Below are 24544 nucleotides of genomic sequence, written 5' to 3' on the forward strand. Positions count from 1 at the left end.
ATTCCATGGTAAATCGATTCGTATCAGTAAGACAAGTTGGAATGACGGTAGCGTTATTACTTGTGGCGATGTTAATCGTCATTCCACTTTTTCTTATTTTATTTTCTAGTGTATATGAAAATAGCAGTTGGAATTTTTTAAAGCCTTTTGAAGTGATGCAGAGTGGTGGATTAGCGGGAATTTTTCTAAATTCGATGCTTCTAGGTGTACTCGTTGTAATAGGAGCTACAATATTTGCATTTCCATTGGCGTTTATTATGAGCAAAACAGATGTAGGAAAGTATAGTAAGTTAGATATTGTTTTTATGATTCCATTTATGACACCGCCGTATATTGGATCGATGGGCTGGATTTTGTTCATGCAACCTAACGGCTATTTTGAACAATTTTTTCCTATGCTAAAGACAGTTTCATCATCGTTTTTTAGTTTAGGAGGTATGGTCTTAATTATGAGTCTGCATTTATTCCCATTTCTTTATTTCATGCTGAAAAATACGTTACTTCAGATTGGGAGTAGTAAAGAAGAAGCTGCAGCAGTTCATGGCGGAAGTTTTTTCTATCGTTTAAGAAAAATAATATTGCCGTTATTAGTATCAAGCTATGTAATGGGGGCTTTACTCATTTTCGTAAAGACGATTGCTGAATTTGGAACACCGGCTACATTCGGACGTAGAATAGGATTCCACGTGTTAACATCAGAAATTCATAAATTTATTTCGAGTTGGCCTATTGATTTTAGTAGTGCAACAGCATTATCTTCTTTATTACTTAGTGCTTGTATGCTCATTTGGTATATGCAAAATGTATTGAATCGAAAGTATTCATATGCAATGGTTAGTGGAAAAGGTGTGAAATCTAAAAGATATACTTTGTCTATATTTACGCGCGTTGTAGCATGGATGTATGTAATTGGTTTATTAATCGTATCAATTGGAATTCCATACTTTTCTATACTTATTGCTTCTTTGTCAAAATTAAGAGGCGGCGGTTTACATGTAAATAACTTTACAACAAGCCATTATGAGGCATTGTTTACAATGGGATCTCCAGGATTAGAGGCTTTATGGAATAGTTTTCTTTTTTCACTCGTAACAGCGATTATTGCGGTAATGATTGGAGTCTTTTTGGCACTTATGATTCGAAAGGGGAAAAAACCTCTGAAAAATGGCTTGATATGTGCGGTATGTTACCGAATATGGTACCAGGAATTGTTATGGTTGTAGGTCTTATTCTATTTTGGAATTCACCATATATGCCTATGTCAATTTATAATACACCAATCATGGTTATCATAACGTATGTTGTTCTGTTTTTACCTTACACGGTGCAATATGTAAAATCATCACTCGGACAAATTGATGATTCTCTCATGCAGGCAGGAAGTGTTTTTTCTGGAAATTATATTTATATTTTTAGAAAAATAATATTGCCTCTTATTATCCCAGGTATTCTTGCTGGATGGGCGATGACATTTACAATTTCGATAAGAGAGTTAGTAGCATCGCTTCTCGTATTACCTCCATCAGTAGAAACGTCAGCAACGTTTATTTTTGCCCAATTTGAACAGGGTGAAGTATCTATAGGCATGGCGATGGCTGTTGTTTCTGTTGGACTTACAACAATATGCTTATTACTGCTACAACATATGGAGCAAAAACGAAAAGGGGTAGTATGATGAGAGTGGAAGTATGGGGAGGAGCAGGAGAATACGGTCGCTCCTGCTATTTTGTAAAAAATAAAGAGACGAAAATATTATTTGATTGTGGTATTAATCGATCTTATGAGGATAGTTATCCAAAAATAGAGAGAGAAGCTGTTCCATTTTTAGATGCGGTATTTTTATCACATATTCATGAAGATCATACGATGGGTTTACCTTTATTAGCGAAGTATGGCTATAAGAAAAAAATTTGGACGACTCGTTATACAAAGGAGCAACTGCCGTTATATTATGAAAAATGGAGAAACTATAATGCGATGCAAGGGTGGAATTTACCTTATAGCGACCAACATATAAAAGATTTAAATTATGTATGTATTGATGAGATTAGTAATCCAAATGAATGGATACAAATTACTCCTACATTGCGGTTTCAATGGGGATATAGTGGGCATGTATTAGGAGCTGTTTGGTTTTTAGTTGATATGTGTAATACATACGTATTTTATTCAGGCGACTATTCAGCAGATTCTAATATACTACGAGCTAATTTACCTGAGAAATTGGGCTACAATATAAAAATCGCAATTGTGGATGCCGCTTATCACACAGATGATGTTTCGCAAAATGAACGTGTAAACGAACTATGTGCAGAAATTGAACGAGTTATGCAAAATAAAGGAATAGCATTATTACCGCTTCCACAACTTGGTAGGGCGCAAGATATAGTATTGTATTTATATGAACGATATAAAGAATTTCCGCTTATAGTGGATAAAGAAATTTTGGCTGGATTTGAAGAGATGTTCGTATATAAAGATTGGATAAAAAATAATGAAGAATTTAAATGGATTATGGAGAGTTTAAAAAGAAACATAATAGTGATGGATAATGACATTAGTATGCAAAATAGTTACGGAATAGTTGTAATGAGTGATGCGAATATGCAAACGAAACGAGCGCAGTTATATTATGAACAACTTCGGAATGAAAAGCGAAATGCCGTTATTTTTACTGGGCATATTGCGAAAGGGAGTTTTGCAGAAAAAGTTATGAAAGAGCATGTAGGTAAAGAATGTAGGGTGAAGCGAGTTCCATATAAAGTTCACCAAAGTATAAGAGACGTTAAAGAGATGTTAAATACATTATTACCAGAACATACGGTGCTAGTGCACGCTTTGAAAGAGGATACGGATCGATTACAACAAAAGCTAAGTTCAGCAGGATATGAAAATGTATATTCACTTGCAATGGAACGTATAGAAGTCATTTAAAATGCAAAGGGGATAGGTATATGAAAAAAGTATTTGTATTCGTAAGCATTTTCTTTTGTTGTTTCCTTTATAACGTTAAGGAAGGGTTTGCTGCTAGTCCAATGAAACCTAGCTTTGAAGTAAAGTTATTATTGAAGCCAGAACAAGTATTAGGTGATAACAAAGAGATGAAGCAAGAGGTGTTAGAACATTTCCAGGCTGGTACAAAATATGAAAGAATACAAGTGCAATTTTTAGATACTGCGAATAAAAGTTTAAGCGAGGAAGGTTGGTTTGCTAGAATTCGAAAGAAAGAATTTAGTAAAGATTTTGAACTAACATATAAAAAAAGATATCCTATTCCAAATGGTGTAATTCAAGATGCACTAGAAGTAGCTAAAAAAGAAGGATTCGATAGTAATACGGATAGTTATGAGGCGGAAATAGATTGGGGATTTGAGAAGAAAACATTAAGCATTTCAAATAAGAAAAGTTACAGTGCTAAAGGATATGGAATACTTGATTTACCAAATAAACAAGCTGCTCAAAACATGTTAATAGAAAAATTACCAGGGAAAATGAACAAATGGTTGTATACAAATTGGGGAGAAGAGATGTTAAAGAATTCCCGTATTTACGGTCCTGTATTAATGAAACGATATACAGGAGAGTTTGAAAACATAAAAGCAAATATTGAAATTTGGCCATTAAGTAATACAGGGAAATTAGAAGATGACTTCGTAATAGAAGTGTCATTTAAAACAAATGAAGAAAGTATTGCGACAAAACAAAGGGAATTATTAATGGCGAGTTTAGAGAAAAAAGGCTGGTTGTTACCGAAAGATAGTTTGAAGACAGAGCTTATTTTTCAGTAAATAGTAAAAAGGAATCCATATGCCATGGATTCCTTTTTATATATGAGTATTAAGCTAAATCAGCTGACACAAACATATCACTATTTTGAAGGTTTTTAGAGCGTAAACTATAAGCAACTACCTTCTTTTTATATTGTTTTACAACATCAACATGCTCTTCATGACTATAAATATAAAATGTAAAATCTTTTTTACCACGTTTTGCATTGATAATTAAAGGAGTGCCTTCATTATAGGGTGGTGCATAATAGCGATCTAAAAATAAACCTTCGTTAAAATCATGAATAATTTTTGATTTCTGTTCGCCTACTAAGTTATTTCCGTTCATTGTAACAGTCACATTCTCTTCTTCGAGTTGTGGATGTGTTTCAAAGCGACTAATAATGGATTCAATAACAGAATTAGGAAGGCTAGAAACGATAATTTTAAATGCTCCAAATACAACTAACATTACAATAAACCAAGTCGTCATAGTATATCATCCCCTTTATTCTATTTAATAATATAACTCATATGGTAATAGTACATATGGTGAAGTTTTGTATAATTTGTGAAAAATATGCCATTTTCACGAACGAAATGTTAGAAAAATCAATTTTGTTACAAAAAGTTGAAATCGAAGTATTTTAAAAGAAAAAGGTTTATAATAAAAATATAACTAATAACCACATTACTAATTATAAGGAAGTGTAACTATGAGTACTGTAGCAATCGTATATGGTATTATTCTTTCCACAATTATTGTTTTGTTTTTTGTTGGGGTTTCACGTTATATTCATAAATGGAAAGAAGGCGTTGCGAAATTAAATCACATTGAAGAAGAACTTAGTGATTTAATGTTACATCATGGTAAGTAAACATTTATTTTTTAACTAAAAAATGTGAAGGATATCACAAAGCATGCTTTCCTAATGAAGGCGTGTTTTTTTGTTGTTTAAGAAAAGAAGTGTTTTTGTATAAATAATCTAATTATTACTTAAAAAGGGAAATTTATTTAGTATAATATATAATATATTTATTTTAGGGGGAGTATCATGAGGGGATTAAAAGTTGTTGGAATTATAGCTGGAATTACTATAGTAGGCTGTATAGCTTTCTTTTCAGTGAAGGAATATGTCAATTCCAAAGAAGACTCTAATTATGTGCTAAATTACATAAAAGAACATAAGGATGATAAAACAACTTCTTTAATTGTTAAAAGAAATGGTGAAACATTGACATCAATAAATGAAAAAGAAAAACTACCGCTAGCAAGTATGTCGAAAATCATTATAGCAATTGAATATGCTAAGCAAGTAGATGAAGGGAAAATAAGAAAAGACGAGCAAATTTCATTGAAAGAATTAGAAAAATACTATGTGAAAAATACTGATGGTGGTGCACACCCTGCATGGCTAGATGATGTAAAAGTTAAAGAGTTAGTGAAGGGTGGTCAAACTTCTTTAGAAGAAGTAGTGAAAGGAATGATCCATTATAGTTCGAATGCGAATGCATCATATTTATTAGACAAGCTTGGAGCAGCGCGGATAAATGAAAGTTTGAAAGAGTTAGGCTTAAATAGTCACGATGAATTTTATCCAACGTATACAGGGGCATTATATATGAGGGGCTATGTTGAAAAAGAACTGCATATTCCTCAAAATAAAGCATTGGACAAGCTACGTAATATGTCTAATGATGAATATGTTAAGCATGTATGGCAAATACATGAATGGATGAAAGACGAGAAAGAATGGACAAAACGCGAGATATCTTTAAAAGCCGATATGGACTTTCAGCGTATTTGGTCAGATCGGTTTATAGGTGCAAATGCGAAGGATTACATGAGTTTACTGGAAAAGATAAATAGCAGAAATTATTTTACACCACAAATGCAAGGTGAGATTGAGAATATATTTAAAGGAACCGTAGGAGAGGGTATGTTCGAATTTGCTGGACAGAAAGGTGGTTCTACTGCATTTGTATTAACAAATAGTTTCTATGGTACTGATAAAAAAGGGAATAAGATTGAGATTGTCTTTATGATGAACAATTTGAGTGAAAAAGCATTTGAAAAGCTTCTAAGTAATATGGATTACTTTATTCGAGATATTGTCATAAGTGAGGAATTCAGAAATAAATTATAATGAAATAATTTTATTATGTAAACAAAGGGGCACTTATGAAAAGTGCTTTTTTGTAATACAGGATTTTCCAATCTTATTATTGAATATAAATTGAAAATAAGAAAGGAGGTTGAAAAATGACAACAATATATTTCGTTCGCCATGCCCATTCTACATATACAAAAGAAGAACGGGAACGACCTTTATCTGAAAAAGGGCACTGTGATGCAGAGAATGTAACACATTTATTAAAAGATAAACATATTGATGTTGTTATTTCTAGTCCGTACAAAAGAGCAATCCAAACTGTACAAGGAATTGCGAATACATATAAATTATCAATACAAACAGAAGAAGATTTGCGTGAAAGATTATTGAGCACAGAGCCAGTACCAAATTTTAATGATGCTATGCAGAATGTGTGGGAAGATTGGAGTTTTGCATACGAAGGCGGAGAATCGAATGATATCGCACAAAGGCGCGCTGTAATATGTATGCAAAATATATTAAAACAATATGAAGGTAAGAATATTGTAATAGGTACGCATGGAAATATTATGGTATTACTCATGAATTATTTTAATTCGAAATATGATTTTGAGTTTTGGAAAACACTTCATATGCCTGATGTGTATAAATTAAATTTTGATAAAAATCGTTTCATTTCTGCTGAAAGAATAGAGAAAACAGGTCATCGGTTAAATATTTTGTAAAAGTTTATCAAAAAAAGAGGAAAGAGAGAAGTTATTGTAGAAGTATGACTTTGTAACATAAAAAATATATGTTAAAGGAGGCTGTTTACATGTTTGAGAAAGAGAAAGAAGGGCTTATTGAAGTTCAAAACGTATATGAAATTGCACCAGAAGATGGAACAATCATTGGTATGGCAACGGAAGAAGAAATGGAAATTGCTGCTGAACTAGAGTTACAGTACTATGCCCATTCTCGTTTGTTAGAAGCAAATATTCAGTTAGACGGTTCCTCCTACAAAGAGTTACTTCAGGAGTTCCAGGAGTACGAAAGAAAATCAATGAGCTTTTGGCGAGCGATACATAAACGTTTAGCTGTGCCATGGGCGTGGGTACTACGTATTGATGTTGCGAATGGCCCTATATATGTAAGTAATGGAAGTTCATATTACGAAGAAATCGATGATGAAGAAGATTATGAATAGATAAGTAAGGAAGCAGCTTTAGTTGCTTCCTTTTTTTATTTGTAAGAAATGAATCGCCTCAATAATAATATCTGGTCGATCATTTTCTATACCGTGACTAGCATGTTCGGCAAGAATATATTGGCTGTTAGTTGAGAGGTGTAATTGTTCGTGAATTAGTTCTTGCCACATTGCTTCAAGTTGTGTTGCTTCCTCTTTTGGCATGCCACCATTAGTCAATTGAGTAATAGAATATTGAGGATCTCTACCGATAACGATTAATGGTATTTCTAATGTTTTACATAGCTCTTTTAGTGAGAGAGCACAGTTTTTCCACTCCGATAGTTCAGAAGCTGTCGCTTTATATAATGAAGGCGAGGTAGAGAATTCAATTTGCTGTTTTGATTGATCGGTGAGAATAGGTTTTAGTTCGTTATAAAGTGTGTCTACATCCATTTTTGAATACATATTATATTTTTGAAACCAAACATCATCAGAATCAGTTTGATCAGAAATTGGTAAATGAAGTTCATCTAAACGGTGTAAGTTCATCGAAGTAGAATCAACTAAAATAAGTGCTTGCAGCTTATCTTCATGTAACATCGCAAAATGTTGTGCACATAATCCTCCATAGGAATGACCGATTAGAATAAATGGTTCTTGAATAGCTAGTTTGTTTAGTAACATATGTAGCTCTTTTGTAACTTGCCTTATTGTACGCGGCTGATTGCCTAAATCACTTTTTCCGTAACCTGGGCGATGGTATGAAACAACTGTAAAGTGCTCTGAAAGCTTTTCAATAATAGGAAACCAATCATAAAATGAGCAAGTCATTCCGGTTTGAATGACTACAGTTTGTTTACCATCTCCTTTTATATGTACTTCTATATTTTGCCCCATTATTTCTACAAATTTATGAATGTTAATTCCTCCTAAGCTTGAAATAATTTTTGACAAGCAAAAACGATACACCAAACACCTATACCAAGTAGGACAGATGTACTAAGTGTAAATGAATTTTTTAAACCAATATAGACAATAAATAATAGTAGTGCTGATGCGGGGAATCCATATAATACCCCTAAAGCAAATTGACTCAATTCTTGTTTATTTCCGCCTTCGAATGAAATCCAAAATAAACTAAGTAAACTCACGAGAGGAAGGGCAGCAATAAAGCCACCTATCGTACTGTAATGTTTAGCGACTTCAGTGATAACGCCGATAATAAGTGCCGAAACGATTATTTTAACGAGGAAATGCATATTTTGCCTCCTTCGCTAATAAGGAAAATGCTTTTTCAATTAATTGTTGTTCTTCTGTTGATAACTGTGATTCTAATATTTTTATCTTTTCTTTATCTAGTAAAATATGTTTTTCTAATACTTTAATTCCTTCAATTGTTAATGTAAGGTTTACCACTCTTTCATCTTTTTTATTTCTCTCTTTAACGATGAAACCCTTTTGAATAAGGCGTTTTATATGTTCAGATGCTGTGTTATGAGAAAGACTAAGCTCAGTAGCGACTTTTCCAATTGTTATATCTTTCTCACGAGAAACGATTTGTAAAATACGAATTGCTTGGTGGGAAAGGTTGTCCTCGTATTCGTATCGTAAGTGATAATAAATGCTCTCCCAATGTTGATTAATGTTGTACATAATAATAAATCTCCTTTTTATATCGTATAGTAAGATATATTCGTGATTTCAGAAATAAAACCCTTTTATTTGGATAAAAAATGTTGAAAAAGTTTATTTTTATTGAAATATAAGGTAATCTATGTGTAAAGGTATACATTTAGCAAGAGAGAGGATGATAGCTGTGAATACATTCAAATGGATTAGTCATGAACAGATGTATGTAGATGAAATACATGTTGAAAAATGTGGTCCTCTTTCAGTCGGCGTATATGGGGGAAATCAAGAGAGTGATGCATATGAACGAGGAGATGCGGTGCTGGCTTGGTGGGATCCTGAATTACAATTTGAATTTGTTATGATTTTTGATACACATCACAAAACAAAAAATATAGATTATATAATAGAAGCGATTTCGGAAAGAAAAGAAAAACTAAAAGAGTTATTCTCATATCCAATACATTTAGCTTTCCATCATACACATATGTACTTATTAGCGTTATTTACAGATGAGTTATTTATTAAAAAGTGTGATCAAGATGATGAGGAACTCGCTTGCTTAATTTGTTTACGAAAAGGCGAATTTTTATATTGGTTATCAGTTGGTGATTGTTTCGCGTATTTATTCCATTCTGAGAAAACGAAAAATGGAAAAGGACGATTAAATAAACGGAAGAATTACGAATATATTGGCAGGAAAAATATTTTTGCAGCAAATACACCTTGCTTTACGTCAGGTGTAAGAGGATTAGAAAAAGGAATGAATCACATTGTAATGGCAACGGACGGTATTTTAGAGTGTGACAAACGAAGGTTTGATGATGATCAATCTTTAGTAGAAATATTACACGACGGAAATAGCTTGCAGATTGAGCCCGTATTAACAAATGTACTGCAGTGGAAAGGTAGAGACTGTGCCACGATTATTGGATGGTCTATTGATACTGATAATAAACAATGTGCTAATTAATATAAAAGGAGTTCAAGGTTTTTATCCTTGAACTCCTTTTTGTTAAGCAATATGGATGTGATATGTTTTTAACCATTCATTTACTTGTAGCATATACTCCATGGCACTTCTTGCTTCAAAATTGTTAATCTCTTTATTACTTTGATCAGCAATTGAAAGTAAGATGGAATGGTTAATAAGTGAGAAAATAGGATTGTTTTTATTGCTACACATATCAAGTGTTAAATTACGGATTGTTTGTAAGTAGTGTGGATCTTGTGAAGTTGGATAAGCGCTTTTTCTTCTATTACGTACATCGTCAGGTAAAGCTGGTTGTAGTGCTCTACGTAAAATGCCTTTTTCAATATTATCAATACTTTTTATGTTGAAAGGAACATTCCATAAATATTCAACTAATCTATAATCGCAAAACGGTACACGAACTTCAAATCCAACAGCCATACTCATACGATCTTTACGGTCAAGTAAGAAAGGAAGGAATCGTGTTAAAAATAAATAAAACATTTGGCGTTGTTTCGCGGATTTTTTACTTTCCCCTTCAAGAGTAGGTACTTCAAGTATCGCTTCTTGGAATCGTGTATCAATATAGTTTTCGAGATTACATTGGTTACTTACTTCATTTAGTAGAAGAGGAGATGTATTTTTCCAATTTGTTAGCCAAGGAAACTTATCTACATATAGTAATTCTTCTTGATGAAACCAAGGGTATCCACCGAATACTTCATCAGCCGATTCACCGGATAAAGCTACGGTCGCATCTTTTTTCATTTCGCAAAATAGTAAATATAGTGAAGTTTCCATTTCACCAGCACTCGGTAAATCTTTCGCATGAAGGGGAACGAATAAGTGATTTGCTAATTCTTCAGCATTCACAATAATATCATGATGCGCTGTCCCTACATGTTCAGAAACGCGTTTTACCCAAGGAGCGTCTAAACCAGTGCGAGCAAATGTCAGCTCGAAATCTTTTGCACTATTTACAAAGTCAACGGAATACGTATGAAGTGTTTTATTTTCCGCAGCAAATTCTTTACCCGCAAGTGCAGTAATACCGCTAGAGTCTAATCCGCCTGATAACATACAAACGAGAGGAACATCGGCAATTAATTGTCTTTTTACTGTATCTTGTAAAATAGATAAAATATGCGAAGATGTATCTTCTATAGAGTCTGTATGGAACTTACTTTCTAAATTCCAATACTTCGTAACTACTTTTTTATGACGTGTAAATGTTATAGAATGTCCAGCACGTACTTCTTGAATATGTTTAAAGACGCCACATCCTGGAGTGCGAAATAAGCCTAATCCAAATATTTCATTTATTCCACCCGCATCAAGTTCAGCAGGGACAGATGGATGCGCTAATAATGCTTTAATTTCAGAGCCGAAAATAATACTGTCATTTCTTTCTGTGTAAAAGAGTGGTTTTACACCTAAATGATCTCGTGCTAAAAACAATTGTTGCTTCTGATCATCCCATAAGGCAAAAGCGAAAATTCCGTTTAAATATCGCACGCAGTCTTCTTTCCATTCTAAATAAGCATGTAGTAATACTTCTGTATCTGAATGGGTTTCAAATGCATGCCCACATTTTTGAAGCTGCTCTTTAAGTTCACGGAAATTATAAATTTCTCCATTATAGGTAAGAGCATACGTATAATCACCAGCACGGAATGTCTTCGGCTGTGTCCCGCCTTCTGGATCAATTACAATTAAACGCCGGTGTGCAAAGGCCGCATGAGGTGAAAACCAAAATCCTTCAGCATCTGGACCACGATGCTCAATACTATTTGCCATCTTTTTTAAAATAACATGTTGATTTGAAAGGTCTTCCTTCCAATCTACCCAACCTGTAATTCCACACATACACATCTCATCTCCTAAATTAAAATAGTAGATTAACGAAATAAAATGTACACTAAGTTAAAAAGTGACTATATAAATAGTGTACTACATGAATTAAATTACAGACTTGAGAAAATTTTCTTTGAACGCATAGTTATGTGAGACAATGGCTAAGGGAAAGTATTCCATTACATACAAAAAATAAAAAGATGAGAGAAAAAATTTTCTCAGACGTTATATAGGGTGTAAAAGCTTTTACAAAACAATAAGGGGAATCGCTACATGAAATCAAATGAGAAAAATTTTATAAAAAGATTACAGCGGCAAAAAGAAGACGCGTTAGAATTTGTTGTCGATACATACTTACCACTCATAAAGGGGATCACGCATAAAGTTCTACTTCCCATTCAAAATGATGGACTCATAGAGGAATGTATAAACGATATATTTCTTTCCATTTGGAATAACGCAAATAAATTTCATGGAGAGCCGAGTGATTTTAAAAAGTGGATTGCAGCGATTGCAAAGTTTAAAGCAATTGATTATTACCGGAAATCGACTAAAACGGTAGAAATCATTTCAGATGAGTTTCATATCAGTACAGAAAAATCAGCAGAAGACGAATTAATCGTTATGGAAGATAGGGAAGAATTATTGAAGCTCATTAATCAATTAGAACCGCTAGATCAAAAGGTGTTCATTATGAAATATTTACTTGGTATGAAGACAGAGGAAATAGGTGACAAGTTAGGATTAACTCGGGCAGCAATTGATAATCGAGTGTACCGTGGGAAAAAGAAACTACAACAAAATGCTACGAATATTAGTTTTGGAGGTAGTGCAATATGAAAGACATTTATGAACTATTAAATGATATTGATATAGACGAAAAAGAACTAGAAGAAATTGAGGCTTCTGAAATTGAAAAGGAAAAAGTAAAACGAAATGTAAAACAATCGATACGTACGAAGAAAAAGATGAAAAGTTGGAAAAAAGGTGTGGCTGCTGCATCTATTTTAGTAGGATTATCAGTTGCAACACTCGGTATCGGATTTCCTACATATGCGGGGGGATTGCCAATTGTAGGGGACATATTCCGATTTTTAGATAATGGTAGAACAGGGTTATATGAAAATTATAAAGAATTTTCGACTGAGTTGAATATGACGAGAGAGAGTAGTGGAGTTAAGGTTACAATTAATGATGTAATTTCTGATGGCAGAACATTATCTATAACGTATTCACTGGAAAGTGAGCAGGAATTAGGGGAGGATCCTATCATATTAGGGGGATTGGATATAATGGACGCTCATGGTAGTTCAGGCAGTGGTAAAATGACTAAAGTTAATGAAAAAAAGTATGTAGGTATGGTAACAACGACGCATCATGATAGCAATAAAAAGGACAAAGTAAACTTTAGATGGAATATAGAGAGAATAGAGATGCCAGATAGGAAAAAATCAATACAAGGTAATTGGAATTTCGCCTTAACTGTAAAATCAGTGGATAGTAAAGAGAGAACAATTGGTGGGAGTTCGGAAAAAGAAGGTATAAAAGCAAATATGGAAAAGGTCGCAATATCGCCAGTTTCATTTATTCTTTATTACAATCAAGAGGTTTCTAAGGGCGCGAGGAAAGAATGGGATAGTGTAGATGTTGAATTGACGGTTAAGGATGATTTAGGGAATATTTATTCGGGTGAAGGAAATGGGGGAAGTGGCAACGATCCTTACAATATCCATTGGAGTGCCACCTTCCAAAAACTAAACGAAAATGCAACAAAGCTTATCGTTACACCTCGTGTGCACTTGCGAGTACATACACCTGAAAATCATGGTGGAGTAGAGTATGTGAATGGGAAAGAGAAGAAAATAGAAGTGCCGAAAAAAGAAGCGAAGAGTAAAGATATTGTGTTAGATGATATTGTCATTGATTTAAAGAAATAAAAGAGAGACTGCCTAAAACCATTTAGGCAGTCTCTTTTTCGTTAAGAACTAGTAACGAGCAATGCATGCGGATGCTGCGTTTTATATTCATCTTTCCACGGAATGTTTAGTTGTTCCCATGATTCGCCGCTATCATTGGATTGAAAGACGCCATTGTTATTTAACGTGTAGAACGTATGTGGTTCGGCTTCGTTTGTAGCAAACATCGAAATGACTGTACCGATTGCAGATGGTAGTCCTTGTTGTACTTGCTGGAACGGAGTATCTTTCGTTTTTCGATAAATATAAGATTCATAAGGGATACGATGATGAGCGAGATCAGCACTTGGCGCAGCAGAAACGAGAATCGTATCACAATCAGCTGGATCGATAGCCATGCTGTATAAATAATGATGTTCAAGTCCTGCACTACATGAGATCCAACTGTTTCCATTGTTATAACTCTCAAGATAAGCACGATCAGGTCCGCCCATAAATCCGTCACCACATGATGCATAAAGGCGATTTGGTGCTTTAGGGTGCATAAGTAATTGATGAGCATCGATAGGAGCACCGAATTTTTTATCAATCCATGTATGCCCTTTATCGTTACTTTGAATAACAGCACCAGCTTCGATTGAAACGTGTATTGTATTAGGGTTATTTGGGTCAACTGTAATCCAGCGTACGTGATGGGTAAAAGGTCTAGGCGGAAATGCCCACGTATAAGAAGATAATAATGATTTCATATTTTTAAGTTCAGTCCACGTTTCACCACCATTTTCAGAGCGAAATAAAGCGCTCGGTTCTGTGCCGACATAAACGACACCATATCCGTTCACTTGTTCATTTGAGCTTATTGTTATGGAAGTGATAGAGGAGTGCAAAATACCATCTTCTTTAGGGAAATCAAAGTAACGATAAGAATCTCCAATTGGTCTCCATGAATCCCCGCTATCGTCGCTTAACCATAGACCTCGTCCGAATGTTCCGCAATATACACGGTTTGGGCGGAACGGATCAACAGCGATACAGGTAGGTTGCATATTTTGTAAGTGGTAAGTCGTTTCATAGTTATCATATTGTTCTTTCACTACAACAAGTTCACGTTCCATACAGAGAAATAAACGTTTCATTTTAGTAACCTCCTTAAAAAGTCTTTCATTAGTAAACAATATGAAAATAAAAAAGAAGTAGTCTTGTTTTTATTTGAGAAAAAGGGATTGTCTAAAAAGTAGCGAAGTGTGTATACAGAGGAAGCGGGCGTTTACAATCAGTTGATTCGGGATAAAGATGGGGAGTTTGTTTCATACTAACATACAGATATTGTACTTAAAGGAGTATAAGTATGGGACATTCGCATGATCATGGTCATTCAAAAAATAAAAAGGCATTACTAATTGCCTTCCTACTAACAACAAGTTTTATGATTGCAGAAGTTGTTGGTGGATTTGTAACAAATAGCTTAGCACTACTATCTGACGCGGGGCATATGCTAAGTGATGCAGTATCTTTAGCTTTAAGTTTACTTGCGTTTAAGCTCGGAGAAAAAACAGCAACAACTGTGAAAACATATGGATATAAGCGAGTCGAAATGTTAGCAGCATTATGTAACGGTGTCGTTCTTATTGTCATTTCGGTATACATTTTTATTGAAGCAATCCGTCGTTTTAAAGAACCAGTTGAGATTGCTAGTAATGGGATGCTCATTATTGCAGTCCTTGGTCTGCTTATTAATATTTTATCAGCTTGGATATTAATGAGAGGCGGAGATGTGAAAGGTAATTTGAATTTAAGAAGTGCTTTCCTGCACGTACTAGGCGATTTATTGGGTTCCGTCGGAGCGATTATTGCTGCGTTACTTATTAAATTTTTCGGATGGACTGCTGCAGATGCGATTGCTAGTATTCTTGTGTCTATTTTAGTCATTATTAGTGGATGGCGTGTAACACGTGATACGGTTCATATATTAATGGAAGGTGCACCACAGCACATAAATGTTGAAGAGGTAAAAAGTACATTATTAAATATTCCGATTGTCAAAGAAGTTCATGATTTGCACATATGGTCTGTCACATCGGATTTTCAAGTATTAACTTGCCACTTGATTATTAAAGGGAATGAAACGCAAAGTGTATTAAAAGAGGCTACGTATGTATTAAAGGAGAAGTTTCATGTAGAACATGTCACCATTCAAGTAGAAATAGATGGTGAATTTCATCACGATGAGACAACTTGCAAAGTATGAAAGAAAAAGGATAAGAAAAAGTGTCATAACATTTTTCGCACGGCATACATATATATAATGTGGCCACAAATACTTTGCAAGGTAAATATTTCATGAAATTACTTTACTTATAAAGAGTCATCTTTTATAATCAAAAGTGGTAATTGATAAAGATTATCATTTTCAATAATCGTAGAAAGGAGTTTTTTAAAAGATGAGTAGTCAACTCCGTTTTGCTGTTGAAAATCGTAAGAGGCATTTAATTGATGAGTTAATTGGAGCAGGTGTGTTTAAGATTCGCGACCGACAATTATACGAGCTGTCTTTAGAGGAATTGGAAAAAGAGTACGAAGATATGGAAGATTATGCAAATATTCAGGCGTAGCTATATAGATTAGTAAAAGGAGAGCTGGTTACGATTTTGTGTAACCAGCTCTCTTTTTATTTCGTAGAAATTATTTTTTGTATTTCTTTCATGGGACGGAGCCAGTTTTGGGTCATTATTTGTTCCATTTGTTTTTCGTCCTGCTTCTGTAATGCTTGAATGATAGAGTGATGTTCTTCAATAGATTGACTTGCTGGAACAAAGTTTTGGAAAAACAAATATTCAAGACGTAAAACGTGAAGTTGCATATTTTCTAGAAAGGGTTCAATATATTGGTTTTTAGCAATAGAAGAAATTGTATTGTGGAATTGTATATCTAATTTTAAAGCTTGTTTTGCGTTTTTTTTCTCTATAGAGTGCTGAAAATGATCATTTATTTCAGAAAGTATTTGAATATCAGCGTCTGTAATGTTTTGAAGAGCTTGCTTTCCTATAATAGAGTGAAGACCAGCCATCGTTTCATAAATGATAGATACGTCGTCTAACTTAATAGGAGCAATTTTCGTTTTTTGCCCTGGTACCATTTCCACTAATCCAGAAAGCTCTAATATTTGAAGTGCTTCCCTTACAGGTGTTCTGCTTACTCCTAGTGCCTCAGCCAATTCCCCATCATTAATTTTTTCATTGGGCTTCAGTACACCTTCAATAATCCAATTTTGTAGTTGATTTAAAACGAGTGATTTTGCTGAAATTCTTCCTGGTTTTTTATAATTTTGAGGGACAGGCATAGTGAATTCAATCCTTTCATTGTATATTTTCCTTTTTTGCATGAACAAGCTTTAATTTTTGTTTCCCTTCATCCGGTTTTTGGCTTAAGATGAGCACCATTACAATGACACAAAAAGCGCCTAATAACTGAAAAGATTGAAATGGCACGTGCAATATAAGTACAGAAGAAATAATAGCTGCGAGTGGTTCTGTGCAACCAAATAATGTTGTTTCTTTCGGAGTCAGGTATCGTATGCTGTCTAAGTATAAATAAAAGGCAATAAGTGTCCCGAAAATGACGACAAATATGATGAGCGGTAGGGTACTTAGTTTTACATATTTCATAGTTGATAATAAAATGAATTCGTTTGTAGAAATAAAGTGTACAATCGTTACACCAATACCCCCAATAATCATGCCCCATCCAACGATAACGGAGGAAGACCATTTTTCTAACAATTCCTTTGAATATAAACTATAAAAAGCGAGAGATAATCCAGATAAAATACCCCAAATAATAGCTGGTGTAGAAACAGCCAAGTTATGAACAGACCCGTTTGTTAGTAAGAGAAAAGTGCCTACTAATGAAAGGGTAATTGAAATGAAATCAATTTTTGATGGACGAACGTTCCATTTGAAAAGTAAGTATACAGTGATGAATATAGGAGCTAAATATTGTAATAATGTTGCCACGGCAGCATTTCCCTCTTTAATTGAAGCGAAATACGTATACTGTACAGCAAGCATACCGAATAGACCAAACAAAATCATTTTAATAGCATCAGATTTTTGTTTCCAAATGCCAAATATCTCTTTTTTTCTCGTTCCGAATGAGGAAATAATGAGCAAAATAATTCCAGATATAAGTAAGCGGATCGTAACTAACCATTCGGTTGAAACATTGTCATATTGAAAAAGCTGTTGTGCAGCTGTACCAGACAAGCCCCATAAACAAGCACCGATTATGACCATTATAATTCCTTTTAATCGATTTGAATCCATATGATTTAAAATTCTCCTTTCTAAAAATATAAATTGAATACAATATGCAATATATCACAGAATAACTCGTTAATAAACTGAAATTTCTAATTTTATTTTTTTTATGTATAGTAAAATATTGTAGAGGAGGGGGAGTATATGTTAGCAGGATTTTTAGTTTGTTTATTTGTTGGGTTACTTATCATTTTTTTAGGGTATCAAATACATGTGAAAAAGAGGTTGTTTTTGTTAGCAGGATATCAAGAAGAAACGTTTGTTGGAGATAAAAATAAATTAGCGAAGCTTTCAGGAGCATTTTCTTATATAGTTGGAGTTGCTACTATAATATTACCGCTTGGCTTGGAAAAAATAGGGGATGTAGTTGGTATCGTATATGCTATATTAATTGTTTTAGGTACAATTGTATTTCTAATTAAAGCAAACCTATTAAATAAGAGTGCTATAAAGTAAAAAGGCTTCATTCTACTGAAGCCTTTTATTAATTATTATGAAGTATAAGTAAAAGCCGGAATAGGATCAATAAATGTATTCCACTTTTGTCCCATTTCCTTTTCTGTTAATAGACAATCATCTAATGATTGTTCAATCACAGAACGATTCATATCAATACCGATAAATACGAGCTCAGTTATTCGATCTCCATATCGCTCGTCCCAGTTTTTTAATACTTCTGGTTCTTCTGCAATCATTTGATTTCTTTCAGTTTCAGGTAATGCGGCTATCCATTCACCGGCTCCTTGAATTGTAATAGAGGAACCTGCTTGAGATAGAAGCCCTATCATATTATTACGAGATGCCAGCCAGAAGAATCCTTTAGCTCTTACAACATCTAAAGGCCATTTTTCTAGCCAATTCATAAGGCGCTCGGGATGGAAAGGATATTTGCGGCGGTAAACAAAGGAATTGATACTGTATTCTTCCGTTTCCGGTGTATGATGTTCACTATTTAATTCTTGTATCCAGCCGGCCGATTGACTAGCTTCTTCATAATTAAATAGATTTGTGTTTAAAATTTCTTGTAATGGTACTTTGCTAAACGAAGCTTCAAGAATTTTTGCATTAGGATTTAATTTTTTTAGTAAATGATGAAGCTCTATCACATCTTCTTTTTCTAGCAAATCTATTTTATTAAGAATAATTACGTTTGCAAACTCAATTTGATCTATTAATAAATCAATAACTTCCCGGGTATCATTCTCATCGATTGCTTGTTTTCGGTCTAATAAACTTTCTCCGTCTGCAAAATCATCCCAAAACCTATTTGCATCTACAACTGTAACCATCGTATCGAGGCGACAATTTTTTGTTAAATCAATGTTAAGAACTTCGTCTGTATAAGTAAATGTTTGAGCAACTGGAATAGGCTCACTTATACCAGAAGATTCAATAATAATATAGTCAATATCACCATTTTCAACAAGACGATTCACTTCTATCATTAAATCTTCTCGTAGTGTACAACAAATACAGCCATTTTGAATTTCTACTAGTTTTTCCTCCGTACGTGAAAAACCACCCTTTTTTATAAGAGATGCATCAATGTTTACTTCGCTCATGTCATTAACGATGACAGCTACTTTTAAGTTATTCTTATTAGTCAAAATGTGATGTAGTAAGGTAGTTTTTCCAGATCCTAAAAAACCACTTAATACAGTGATAGGTACTTTTTTCATGAAATGATCTCTCCTTTAAATCGTAATGATTACGTTTTATGTTAAACGATGGGAAAAGAAAAAGCAAGAATAAATCATAATGATTACGATTTAAGAATAGAAATAGACTATAAAATTTGTGCTGTAGTATGGAGCATTTGGACAAGCACATGTTTACATATAAATAAAATGGAGGCGAGAAGCTTGGTCTTTAATAGAGTTTCAAAAGAATTAGTAGGCATAGCTCTTATCGCTATGTTTCTCTTTTTATTATTTTTTGTAGATTTTACAAGTCTAGCAAATTTGCACAAAAATATGCCACAGGAATGGTTGAATGTGAATACAGTATTTTTAAGTATCATTTTTGAAGCAATACCCTTTATTTTATTAGGGGTAATTGTTTCTTCATGTATTCAAGTGTTTGTGACAGAAGATATGATTCAAAAAGTAATGCCGAAATCTCCGATTGTTGCAATGATTCCGGCAGTATTTGTGGGAGTTCTTTTTCCAATGTGTGAATGTGTCATTATACCAATTGTAAGAAGGCTCATTCAAAAGGGGTTACCACTTCATGTAGGCATTGTTATTTTACTGAGTGCACCCATTATGAATCCAGTTGTTCTTTTATCTACTGTATATGCGTTTCCAAAAAATGATTACGTTGTATATGCACGCTTTGGGATAACAATTTTAGTTGCTCTATTCATAGGTCTAATTGTGTATTATTGCTATCGCGAAAGAAATGTTTTAAAAGATATAGAGGTTTCAGTTCAAACAAGCAATAAAAAGAGTTGGAAAGATGTTATGAATCATATTGTAGATGAGTTTTTTGATACTGGTAAGTATTTATTGATTGGTGCTTTTTTAGCAAGTGTATTTCAAACGTTTTTTGATCGGAATGTACTGGATGCAGTAGCACATAACGAAGTAATTGCCCCCTTTATTATGATGGGATTTGGTTATGTTTTATCAATTTGCTCTGCAGCCGATGCTTTTATAGCGGCATCTTTTGGACATGTTTTCTCGGTAAAGGCACTTCTCGCATTTCTTGTATTTGGGCCTATGCTTGATATGAAAAATACGTTAATGCTATTTGCATATTTTCAAAAGAGATTTGTATTCTTTTTGATCGGAATTGTCATTGCATCTGTGTATACCATCCTGCAAATCATAATGTTATAGGAGGTGAGAAAGAATGGAGAAAGAGGAGCAGAAGGCGTATCATCGCTATATACGTGGCATTATTTTAATTGGTTTAGCAATGCTCTTATTTAAACTACTTGTAACAGGGAATATTTATAATTTTATCGCTCCAAAAATGATTAAATTTACGTATATAGCTTTTGTAGTAATTTTAATTTTTGGTATTGTACAAGTTTGGAGAGATGGAAGAGAAAAACAGCATGATTGTAATTGTTGTAAACATCATACAACATCAAAATCAGGGATAAAAAGTTTCTTTGTATATGTTTTATTTGTCGTTCCGATAGTTAGTGCTTTTCTCTTTGGAAGTGTAACAATTGATGGAAGTTTAGCAGGAAAAAGGGGTATGAATCAAAGTGTACAGTCGAGAAGTCTAGAAAGGAACGAAAAAGAGGGGAAACAGGTTAAGTTTGATGGGCGAGAAGTATCAGTTGATCCAGAAGAAACATCAAATTTAGCAACGACTTATAAAACGGAAGAGCAAGTAGTAAAAAGTATGTTAGGACAGCGTAAACTACAAGTAAAGGATAAGGATTATGTTCAAACAATGAATGTAATTGGTCAAAATGTCAATTGGTTTAAAGGGAAAGAAATTACATTCTTAGGGTTTATATATAAGGATAAAGATGTGACGGGTAATAAAGCAGTAGTGGCTCGATATGGTATAACTTGTTGTATTGCGGATGCATCAGTCTGGGGGATGATTGTTACCGGGAAAAATATTGAAAAAATTCCAGAAGAAACATGGGTGAAAATAACAGGATTATTAGATGAAACGACATATAAAGGAACAGTCTTTCCACTTGTAAAAGTAAACAAAATCGAGAAAATTAATAAGCCAACTGACCCATATGTATATGATGCTTTACCTCAATAGAAAAGAATAAATTCTTCATATTTTCATGAAATAGAATCATAATCATGGCAATAAAAAAATAAAGATAAGAGTAATTTGGTTTGTTAAAAATATGTGCAGAAGGAGTTATGCGATGAACTGGGTTACTCATAAACCATCATTTGAATTTGAAACATTTAGTCCTATTATTCGGTCACAATCTGCGTGGAGTGGACATTTAGATTTTGCATATGACTTAGTACGATTTGAAAAACCGGAAACTTTAGTTGAGTTAGGTACACATCTAGGTGCTTCTTTCTTCAGTTTTTGTCAAGGAGTAAAAGATGGAGGGTTATCGACTAAATGCTTTGCAGTAGATACTTGGGCTGGAGATGGGCATACAGGTCCATATGGAGAAGGGGTTTTTCAAATAGTAGAAAAAGTAGTGAGCGATAACTACCTTAATATAGGAAATTTAATTCGATCTACTTTTGATGATGCTGTAGACCGGTTTCAAGATGAAACGATAAATCTGTTGCATATTGATGGCTATCATACGTATGAAGCTGTTTCTCACGATTATAATACATGGCTACCGAAAGTCGCGAAAAACGGTATTGTATTATTTCATGATATTGAAGTTAGAAGTGGTGATTTCGGCGTGTATAAGTTTTGGGATGAGGTAAAAGCGAAGTGCCCTCATTTTCAATTTGCGCATTCATATGGACTGGGAGTGTTATTTCCGAAGGGTTGTAGTGATAAGTTTGAGGAAATACTTAAAAATAAAGAAGAAATACAAAATATGTATAAATAAAGATAGGGCATACATCATTTTAAGGATGTGTGCCCTATTTTTTGCGTAGAAAATAATGGTGTGAATTAAAAAGTTAAGATAGTTGTAAAAAGTTTTGTTGCAGCAAATATTAAAAAAGTTAGTATGGGATTGTTCCTTGTAAATAAAGTGAAGCTTTAATATGTTCATATCGATTCGGAATTTTACAGTAGTTAATTTCTTACCTAAGTGCTTTGCACTTACTGAATTTTAAGGCGGAGGTCTTATTGGCCGAAAATATCGGGATAAATAAAAATACAACATTTTTTATATTTTTCATTGCGAAAAACGTAATCTACTTTTACAATAGAAAGGGTTGTGAATATATTATACTGGAAAAATAAATCGAAATAATATGAAAATTTTGTTTTGTCTTCGCTAATTGTATATTACATACATGTAAGACGACATACGTCATGTTATCGACTTGTAAGGAGAGAAAAAAATGAAAAGTGTAAGATTACCATCGATGCTAGAAATCATAGTTCTTTTATTACTATTTCTTGCTGTTGTCTTTTCCTTCCAAACGATTTTTGATCTCCCAATTCAATTAGCGCTATTTATTTCATGGTTTTTAGTAATTGCGCTTGGATTAAGATTAGGATTTCGTTATCAAGAATTGCAAGATGCAATTACGAAAGGGATTTCTAACGGATTAGAAGCAATACTGATTTTAGTTGCAGTAGGTGCTTTAATTGGAACGTGGATTGCTGGTGGGGTAGTACCAACATTAATCTATTATGGATTAGAATTTATTCACCCTAGCATATTCCTATTAGCAACATTAATTATTTGTTCTATAACTTCTATCGCAACAGGAACGTCTTGGGGAACAGTGGGAACAGCAGGTATTGCTATGATGGCGATTGGTGAAGGACTTGGTTTACCACTTCCGCTTGTTGCTGGTGCAGTTCTTTCAGGAGCTTATTTCGGCGATAAATTATCACCACTTTCTGATAGCACAGTTCTTGCAGCTTCTATGGCGAAAGTAGATGTTATTGCTCACGTTCGAGCTATGCTCGTATTAGATGTTCCGGCTTATATTATTACTAGTATTATGTTTACTGTAGCTGGTTGGATGTATGGCGGCGATAATGTAGATTTGAATCGAGTAGAATTTTTAAAAGAAGCTTTATTAAAGCAATTTGATATTAAAATATGGATGCTTGTTCCGGCGGTCATTGTTATCGTTCTATTAGCGATGAAGAAACCGTCTATGCCAACAATTGCAATGGGAGCTTTAATTGGTGCAATTTGGGCAACTCTTTTCCAAGGGATGAACTTTGGAGAGGCGATTGGAACAGCTTATAACGGATTCTCAATTCAATCTGGTGTTGAGTTTGTTGACAAGTTATTAAACCGTGGTGGAATTAACGGCATGCTTGGCTCAGTAGCCGTTATTATTTTCGGTTTAGGATTTGGTGGATTACTTGAAAAACTAGGTGTTTTAAAAGTAATCGTATCAAAATTTGAGAAGAAATTAAATTCTGCAGGTAATGTAACATTGTCTACATTAATCGTGGCATTCTTAGCTAATATATTTGGTTGTGCGATGTATGTATCACTAATTTTAACACCAAAAATTATGGAAGATAGCTATGATAAATTAAAAATAGACCGTCGTGTATTAGCGCGTAACTCAGAAGTAGGTGGAACGTTAACTTCAGGTATGGTTCCATGGTCTGATAATGGTATTTTTATGGCTGGTATTTTAGGTGTAGCAACGTTCTCATACGTTCCGTTTATGTGGTTAAGCTTCGTATCGTTAATTTTAGCAGTTATTTACGGATATACAGGCAAATTCATCTGGTATGTAGATGATGCAGATAAAGGAAAGCAAGCATCATAAAATAAAAATCACCTTCTACAATATGTAGAAGGTGATTTTTTTATTTTTTAATAGCATTTGCTGAAGTTATTTCATTCTCATATTTAGCAATTTTTTGTTGTATCTTTTTTAAGTTTTTTTCAGTGTCTTGCATGAGCTGTAAGACATTGGTCTCCTGTTGTTTCATTAATGCTAACCTTTGAAGGATGGTAGATTCTCCTTCCATAGACCAGTCGATAAATTGTTTTATTTTTTGAATTGGCATACTGGTGTTTTTTAAACACAAAATCATTTCTAAATATTTCAGTGCTTCTTCATCAAAAACTCGATCTCCTTTTTCGTTTCTTTGCAGAAAAGGAAACAGTCCTTGTTTATCGTAATAACGTATTTGAGAAATAGTTAAATGTTGCATTTTGGCGACTTGCCCAATTGTATAATACATATCATTCAT

General features: G+C 33.8%; 27 protein-coding genes and 1 pseudogene. 18 read left to right on the forward strand and 10 right to left on the reverse strand.

From position 1 onward, the window contains the following. Positions 1–5 precede the first annotated feature (5 nt). The 3 genes and pseudogenes from MHH55_RS02790 (at position 6) to MHH55_RS02800 (ending at position 3788) form a co-directional block, all read left to right on the forward strand. Positions 6–1675, forward strand: a pseudogene (locus tag MHH55_RS02790) (ABC transporter permease). Beyond that, entirely contained in the window at positions 1672–2934 is a 1263-nt protein-coding gene (locus MHH55_RS02795; RefSeq protein ID WP_033666100.1) for an MBL fold metallo-hydrolase, read from the forward strand. Before MHH55_RS02790 ends, MHH55_RS02795 begins: the two are co-directional and overlap by 4 nt. A 20-nt stretch (positions 2935–2954) precedes the next feature. Then, positions 2955–3788: a hypothetical protein gene (locus MHH55_RS02800; RefSeq protein WP_000755315.1), complete on the forward strand. Its 834-nt coding sequence runs from the start codon at positions 2955–2957 to the stop codon at positions 3786–3788. A gap of 49 nt (positions 3789–3837) precedes the next feature. Here the strand turns inward: MHH55_RS02800 and MHH55_RS02805 are convergent, their stop codons facing one another. Then, entirely contained in the window at positions 3838–4260 is a 423-nt protein-coding gene (locus tag MHH55_RS02805) for a YfmQ family protein (RefSeq protein WP_000214582.1), read from the reverse strand. A gap of 41 nt (positions 4261–4301) precedes the next feature. On the opposite strand from MHH55_RS02805, the gene MHH55_RS02810 reads away from it, so the two are divergent. The 5 genes from MHH55_RS02810 (at position 4302) to MHH55_RS02830 (ending at position 7067) form a co-directional block, all read left to right on the forward strand. After that, positions 4302–4418, forward strand: a complete 117-nt coding sequence (locus tag MHH55_RS02810; RefSeq protein ID WP_001987133.1) for a hypothetical protein — start codon at positions 4302–4304, stop codon at positions 4416–4418. Positions 4419–4483: 65 nt separating this feature from the next. Next, positions 4484–4645 carry a hypothetical protein gene (locus MHH55_RS02815; RefSeq protein ID WP_000108701.1) on the forward strand — a complete coding sequence of 54 codons (162 nt, stop codon included), beginning with the start codon at positions 4484–4486 and terminating at the stop codon, positions 4643–4645. Positions 4646–4822: 177 nt separating this feature from the next. Further along, complete coding sequence (locus MHH55_RS02820; RefSeq protein WP_001214667.1) at positions 4823–5914, forward strand: serine hydrolase; 1092 nt, start codon at positions 4823–4825, stop codon at positions 5912–5914. Between the two features lie 116 nt (positions 5915–6030). After that, positions 6031–6606, forward strand: a complete 576-nt coding sequence (locus MHH55_RS02825; protein WP_000208261.1) for a histidine phosphatase family protein — start codon at positions 6031–6033, stop codon at positions 6604–6606. Between the two features lie 89 nt (positions 6607–6695). Then, a complete protein-coding gene (locus tag MHH55_RS02830; RefSeq protein ID WP_000461779.1) occupies positions 6696–7067 on the forward strand; it encodes a hypothetical protein in 372 nt (123 codons plus the stop codon). Between the two features lie 18 nt (positions 7068–7085). Here MHH55_RS02830 and MHH55_RS02835 read toward each other — a convergent pair whose 3' ends face one another. The 3 genes from MHH55_RS02835 to MHH55_RS02845 are packed head-to-tail and all read right to left on the reverse strand — an operon-like array spanning position 7086 to position 8702. Then, complete coding sequence (locus MHH55_RS02835; protein ID WP_002179077.1) at positions 7086–8018, reverse strand: alpha/beta fold hydrolase; 933 nt, start codon at positions 8016–8018, stop codon at positions 7086–7088. Beyond that, positions 7979–8308 (reverse strand): DUF3147 family protein, encoded by a 330-nt coding sequence (locus tag MHH55_RS02840; RefSeq protein WP_000545608.1) that lies wholly within the window; start codon positions 8306–8308, stop codon positions 7979–7981. Before MHH55_RS02840 ends, MHH55_RS02835 begins: the two co-directional genes overlap by 40 nt. After that, entirely contained in the window at positions 8292–8702 is a 411-nt protein-coding gene (locus MHH55_RS02845; protein WP_017657429.1) for a MarR family winged helix-turn-helix transcriptional regulator, read from the reverse strand. The genes MHH55_RS02840 and MHH55_RS02845 overlap by 17 nt, the downstream gene beginning before the upstream one ends. A 121-nt stretch (positions 8703–8823) precedes the next feature. On the opposite strand from MHH55_RS02845, the gene MHH55_RS02850 reads away from it, so the two are divergent. After that, positions 8824–9651, forward strand: a complete 828-nt coding sequence (locus MHH55_RS02850; protein ID WP_002040904.1) for a protein phosphatase 2C domain-containing protein — start codon at positions 8824–8826, stop codon at positions 9649–9651. Between the two features lie 42 nt (positions 9652–9693). On the opposite strand, the gene asnB is transcribed toward MHH55_RS02850, so the two are convergent. Next, positions 9694–11517: an asparagine synthase (glutamine-hydrolyzing) gene (gene asnB / locus MHH55_RS02855; protein ID WP_000333931.1), complete on the reverse strand. Its 1824-nt coding sequence runs from the start codon at positions 11515–11517 to the stop codon at positions 9694–9696. A gap of 261 nt (positions 11518–11778) precedes the next feature. On the opposite strand from asnB, the gene MHH55_RS02860 reads away from it, so the two are divergent. Both MHH55_RS02860 and MHH55_RS02865 read left to right on the forward strand, forming a co-directional pair. Beyond that, the gene (locus MHH55_RS02860; protein WP_000840007.1) at positions 11779–12345 is read left to right on the forward strand and encodes a sigma-70 family RNA polymerase sigma factor; all 567 of its coding nucleotides are present in this window, start codon (positions 11779–11781) and stop codon (positions 12343–12345) included. Beyond that, a complete protein-coding gene (locus MHH55_RS02865; protein WP_000653135.1) occupies positions 12342–13442 on the forward strand; it encodes a DUF4179 domain-containing protein in 1101 nt (366 codons plus the stop codon). The genes MHH55_RS02860 and MHH55_RS02865 overlap by 4 nt, the downstream gene beginning before the upstream one ends. A 41-nt stretch (positions 13443–13483) precedes the next feature. Here MHH55_RS02865 and MHH55_RS02870 read toward each other — a convergent pair whose 3' ends face one another. Beyond that, positions 13484–14557, reverse strand: a complete 1074-nt coding sequence (locus MHH55_RS02870; RefSeq protein WP_078186208.1) for a WD40/YVTN/BNR-like repeat-containing protein — start codon at positions 14555–14557, stop codon at positions 13484–13486. A 212-nt stretch (positions 14558–14769) separates the two neighbouring features. Between MHH55_RS02870 and MHH55_RS02875 the strand changes: the two genes are divergently transcribed. Both MHH55_RS02875 and fbpA read left to right on the forward strand, forming a co-directional pair. Then, complete coding sequence (locus MHH55_RS02875) at positions 14770–15669, forward strand: cation diffusion facilitator family transporter (protein WP_000510038.1); 900 nt, start codon at positions 14770–14772, stop codon at positions 15667–15669. Positions 15670–15862: 193 nt separating this feature from the next. Continuing rightward, entirely contained in the window at positions 15863–16033 is a 171-nt protein-coding gene (gene fbpA, locus MHH55_RS02880; RefSeq protein ID WP_000098302.1) for a Fur-regulated basic protein FbpA, read from the forward strand. A 56-nt stretch (positions 16034–16089) separates the two neighbouring features. Here the strand turns inward: fbpA and MHH55_RS02885 are convergent, their stop codons facing one another. Next, positions 16090–16761, reverse strand: coding sequence for a GntR family transcriptional regulator (locus MHH55_RS02885; protein ID WP_002040907.1), 672 nt, complete (start codon positions 16759–16761; stop codon positions 16090–16092). Positions 16762–16777: 16 nt separating this feature from the next. Continuing rightward, positions 16778–17743 (reverse strand): DMT family transporter, encoded by a 966-nt coding sequence (locus MHH55_RS02890; RefSeq protein ID WP_000378077.1) that lies wholly within the window; start codon positions 17741–17743, stop codon positions 16778–16780. Positions 17744–17881: 138 nt separating this feature from the next. Here MHH55_RS02890 and MHH55_RS02895 point away from each other — a divergent pair, with 138 nt between their 5' ends. Beyond that, positions 17882–18193 (forward strand): DUF3784 domain-containing protein, encoded by a 312-nt coding sequence (locus MHH55_RS02895; RefSeq protein WP_078186207.1) that lies wholly within the window; start codon positions 17882–17884, stop codon positions 18191–18193. A gap of 35 nt (positions 18194–18228) precedes the next feature. Here the strand turns inward: MHH55_RS02895 and MHH55_RS02900 are convergent, their stop codons facing one another. Further along, positions 18229–19416, reverse strand: coding sequence for a GTP-binding protein (locus tag MHH55_RS02900; protein ID WP_000757668.1), 1188 nt, complete (start codon positions 19414–19416; stop codon positions 18229–18231). A gap of 168 nt (positions 19417–19584) precedes the next feature. Between MHH55_RS02900 and MHH55_RS02905 the strand changes: the two genes are divergently transcribed. The 4 genes from MHH55_RS02905 to nhaC all read left to right on the forward strand — a co-directional run bounded on the left by MHH55_RS02905 (position 19585) and on the right by nhaC (position 24114). Then, positions 19585–20577 carry a permease gene (locus tag MHH55_RS02905; RefSeq protein WP_170871713.1) on the forward strand — a complete coding sequence of 331 codons (993 nt, stop codon included), beginning with the start codon at positions 19585–19587 and terminating at the stop codon, positions 20575–20577. A gap of 13 nt (positions 20578–20590) precedes the next feature. Further along, positions 20591–21475 carry a TIGR03943 family putative permease subunit gene (locus MHH55_RS02910; RefSeq protein WP_000409939.1) on the forward strand — a complete coding sequence of 295 codons (885 nt, stop codon included), beginning with the start codon at positions 20591–20593 and terminating at the stop codon, positions 21473–21475. Positions 21476–21587: 112 nt separating this feature from the next. Further along, the gene (locus MHH55_RS02915) at positions 21588–22247 is read left to right on the forward strand and encodes a class I SAM-dependent methyltransferase (RefSeq protein ID WP_001104669.1); all 660 of its coding nucleotides are present in this window, start codon (positions 21588–21590) and stop codon (positions 22245–22247) included. A 463-nt stretch (positions 22248–22710) separates the two neighbouring features. After that, positions 22711–24114, forward strand: coding sequence for a Na+/H+ antiporter NhaC (nhaC, locus tag MHH55_RS02920; protein WP_000843992.1), 1404 nt, complete (start codon positions 22711–22713; stop codon positions 24112–24114). Between the two features lie 40 nt (positions 24115–24154). Here nhaC and MHH55_RS02925 read toward each other — a convergent pair whose 3' ends face one another. Next, positions 24155–24535 (reverse strand): MerR family transcriptional regulator, encoded by a 381-nt coding sequence (locus MHH55_RS02925; RefSeq protein WP_000291863.1) that lies wholly within the window; start codon positions 24533–24535, stop codon positions 24155–24157. Positions 24536–24544: the final 9 nt, after the last annotated feature.

The sequence above is a fragment of the Bacillus sp. FSL K6-2944 genome, assembly GCF_038005385.1.
Taxonomy (GTDB): Bacteria; Bacillota; Bacilli; order Bacillales; family Bacillaceae_G; genus Bacillus_A; species Bacillus_A cereus.